The organism is Rhizobium sp. P2_G2 (genome assembly GCF_056403555.1).
In genome coordinates this window covers 1-3,888 of record NZ_JBFUFF010000220.1, presented here as the reverse complement: position 1 = coordinate 3,888, position 3,888 = coordinate 1, and the positions used below count along the sequence as shown (strand labels likewise).

Sequence of the window (3,888 nt, the reverse complement as noted above, 5' to 3'; positions counted from 1 at the left end):
GTATCCATACGGTCAAAGCCGCGGAACTGGACCGCGCGCAGGCAAGCTGAGAAGCCGGGTTCTCGGCCTGCTGTAGTCTTTTCGACTCCCAGGGCAGCAATTCATGTCGCTGCGCCGTCGTTGCGCACCATAATACTCCCGCGCCTGCATTCTGTGTTGGCGCAGTCGAGCCAGTAGCGGTAGCTACCTTTCGACAGTCGAAGGCCTAGATGCCATTCAGAAGTTCGCAAATGCGATTGTCGGGTAAACTGATGTCCATCGGTCGCCCAATGACGTCCTCGGTTGCGTCGCACATCGCTGCGAAATCGGGATTTTGCTTTGCGAACGCTGCTTTCAGAGGATGCATGTTGATGGCTTCAAAAATCAATAGAGAGGCGTGCTCTGCCTGAAGGGCATTGGACATTCTCYGAACCGCAGTCTTATATTCCTTCCGTTTGGCTGGAGTTATTAGGCGTGATTCCATCATCCGATTGCATCGGAGCAGCATCATTGTTGCCACATCCGACATTGCCTCGTTTCTCCGTCCAGGATCCGGCCACCCGTCCGTTTGAACGGCAATCCCGCTTTGAGCAAGGAAACTGCCAACCGCATCGTCACCGTTGCGATATCGAACGACTACAACTGGCCATCGTTCCTTCCAGTTTCCAAGGCGCTCCTGATAGCGATAATAGCCATATTTATTGCGCTCGGTTAATCCCTTTCGAAATCGGCCGACAAATTCATCATATCGGGCGACTTCGCCACCCTTTATCGCCTCTCGATACATCGAAAAGATGTGTGACACCGGTTCTCTGAGGTAGCAGACGATCTTCGCATCGCTACCAACCAAATCGTGGGCACGTTCAATTGCTTCATGATCTGCGCAGAACCAAAAGTCTTCCGAGGATAGGATACATTTTTCAGCGGATGTGAACCCGTTTGATATGGCTTGCTGGAACCCCGCAGGGATTTCATTGACGATATTCCTGCAAAGAGCCGAGAAGTGGCGATGCGCCTGTGAACCCGCGGGTGTACGGCCGACAACGGGAAAGTCCACGCCCAATTCCAAAAGCCGTTCCCGATTCCCGGATAGATAGGCCTGGATAGCTGTCGTCCCCGTCTTGTGGGTTCCGATATGCAGAATGAACTCGGTCACACTCCACTCCAAACCATGCTGCCAGTAAAATACCGCAATATGCCTGTGTTAGATTTACACCCACCCTTGTTGCGCGTCGAAATCTCCATTCAGCTATGTTTTATTCCTGGGCGTGCTCTTCAATAAAAAATTTGGCCAATTCCGACATCGCAAGATTACGTTGAGGCAGACAGTGGAACGGCCTTCGGCGCTCCGGCCGTTCCAACGAGTTTGGCATACTCGTCGAGTATCGACTGATTGTCGGGATCAGTCGCAAGCGCGATGTCGAGTTGGGCAATGGCTTCAGGTCGACGTCCTAGTCGATCCAAAGCGCGACTTAGGAACCGCCGGACGCCAACCCGGTTCGGTTGCGCACGCACCGCTTCCTGAAGATAGGGTTCGGCTTCTGCTATTCGCTTGTTGAAAAACAGAACACGACCATAAAGGAACGCGGCATCGTAAGGCCCTGCGCCGAGCTCGTAGGCGGCTTTCAGCTCCAATTCCGCTTCGTAGAAGCGCTTGTTGTCCAAGAGAAATTTGCCGAACCGCAGCCTCACAATAGGCTCATCGGGTGCGGCTCCCCTAGCTTCAAGAAAGGCGATGCCGGCTTCCTCGATCTTGCCGGCTTCCATGAGCGCAAGCGCACGACGAACGAGTTCTAGACCTTTTGCACGCGACGCCTCGTCATCATTTGATGACTGATCGCCATAGGCATCCAACATTCGGCGCACGTTAATTCTGACGATCTCATCCGACACGTGCGCACAGTCGTCTTTCCAGGCTAGGCCCCGTTCTGAAAGCATGACGCTTTCATAGGTCGGAATATAGTCGACTTGGGAATATTTGCGAACGATATGTTCCGCAGCTGCCCGCTGCACCGATTTGGAGTAGCAGTTCGCGACGAGTACATCCTCCGCGGTAAATGTCGAACCCATTGCGACAGGAGAAACGGTCAGCAACAAACGATAACCGGTCCGGCCAAAGCGGTCGAGTGCGGACAACAGTCGTTCGAGGGCGGCGATGATGTCATTGTAGTCAAGAACATGGAGCTGGAAACGATTCGGATAGCGTTCCACGCTTTGCTTCATCGGAGGGGTGTTCAGGTACAATTTCGTTTCCACATCATACCATGCCTCTGCAAGGCCGAGTGTGAGAATGATCACTGAAGCATCTCGAACAAGGCGCATATAAGCATTGATGGCGGACCGGATCGCCTTCACCTTTTCCAGAGCCATTGGGCGGAAGCCTGGTGCCAGCTGCATGTCGAGATATTTCCCGTTCACGACTTCCACAATGATGTCATCGGGAACATGCGTGGACGGATCGAGTGCCCACTCAATTTCATTTGCGACGGAATGTGCGACAAATTTGTTTAGAATTGCCGCCTCGATCTCGACACCGGCTGTTGCGCAAATCTCAGGGAACTGGCGTGCCGCGACATTATACTTTTCGATGATGAGCTGGTTCTCAACATTTCGTGCAAAGCAAGAGCCGATCGTGAAAATCAGATCGGTTTTGGAAAAGCGTACGGAAGGACGCATTTGGGGTTTGCAAAACGGCGTGAGCCGCTGCAGTTGAGCCTCTCGATCGCGAGGCCAGCCGAAAGTAGATTTGTCTCGATGAAGGCCCGTCTGCTCATAGCTATAGATGTCTAAGGGCATGTTCCTATCCTCACGCTAAATCATTGATTGGAAGGTTGACCAAGGATCTCGCTCTTAAGTATTTCCATCATTGTTAGGTATTGCCGCTCGGGACGTATCATGCTTGCCGGATCAACAAAAAAATCAATAGATACGGCGCGGCGCCCGTAGAATATCTGATGTGCGACAAGTCGGCTGTCCACGATCCATACATCGCCAGGATTGAAATAAGCAACGTGGCGAGGCTGATTGTCCCACCACTCCTTACTGGACTTTCCGAATGTGCTCGTGTTCRGGCGAGACCAAAGCTGGTTGGGAGTCAGTGGTTCGACAATATCCGGGGTCAAATTGTCGCGCTGTTGCTTGATAATGTCATCGACACGCCAACTCGTTTGCCAGATCCGCGGTTGCGTATCAATGTTGATGAACATGCGCGCAAAATGCTGAGGAACCGGCTCTCTGTAAGTGTCGATGTGCAGATTTTCGTTCATGGTCGTCGTCAGACGCCAAACAGCTCGCTCAGCAGTAAATTTGTAGCCTTTAAATATTGACCTATAGGCCGGCAGGATGCTTGTGAAGAGCGCATCGACTTCGGTGCGAACCTTTGTCTTGGTCGTGTCGTCGAGGTCTGTATCGCTTAGACTCTTTTCCACTGCAGGGTCCGGCGTGCCGTTTCGGCTGCCAATGCCTGACTTCATCTTTTTGAGATTTGGATGGCGGTTGAGATCAAGTCCCGCCCAAAAATCGAAGTCGATCTGCGGTTTGAGATTGCGAAAAACGATCACCTGCCCATCTTCGTAGTCGCTGATGAAACTTGTCGGAGAGCCTGATGACGTTACGCTGTCGTCAAATTTAAAATAACTCGGAAGATGGGGGTTTACAAATATCTCCGCCACAAGCACCACTCCTCTGAGCGCGGTTTGTCGTGTAATTCCACTCCTGGATGTTCCTTGTCAAGATCGAGAGCGACCTTTTAGGCTGCTGCCTTTGCGGGGAATTGAACCGCCCCGGCTTTGCCGGAGACCGTTTGGTTTAAGTTATGCGGCCACGGCTGGTTCGTCCAGCATGGCGTAGTATCGTTCTTCGGCTTCAGCTGGTGGAATATTGCCGATGGGCTCCAGAAGTCGTCGATTG

Annotated in this window: 3 protein-coding genes; all 3 read right to left on the bottom strand. The window is 52.4% G+C overall.

Going from position 1 to position 3,888, the window contains the following annotated elements; all coding sequences use genetic code 11:
• Positions 1 to 205 precede the first annotated feature (205 nt).
• Entirely contained in the window at positions 206 to 1,135 is a 930-nt protein-coding gene (locus tag AC1D06_RS42085; protein WP_477991458.1) for a hypothetical protein, read from the bottom strand.
• Between the two features lie 155 nt (positions 1,136 to 1,290).
• Positions 1,291 to 2,775: a GSCFA domain-containing protein gene (locus AC1D06_RS42080; protein ID WP_477991456.1), complete on the bottom strand. Its 1,485-nt coding sequence runs from the start codon at positions 2,773 to 2,775 to the stop codon at positions 1,291 to 1,293.
• Between the two features lie 20 nt (positions 2,776 to 2,795).
• Positions 2,796 to 3,650, bottom strand: coding sequence for a Kdo hydroxylase family protein (locus AC1D06_RS42075; RefSeq protein WP_477991454.1), 855 nt, complete (start codon positions 3,648 to 3,650; stop codon positions 2,796 to 2,798).
• Between the last annotated feature and the right edge of the window lie 238 nt (positions 3,651 to 3,888).

Excerpts from the sequence above, each read along its gene's own strand:
- AC1D06_RS42080 (WP_477991456.1), bottom strand. The coding sequence starts at position 2,775 with ATGCCCTTAGACATCTATAGCTATGAGCAGACGGGCCTTCATCGAGAC.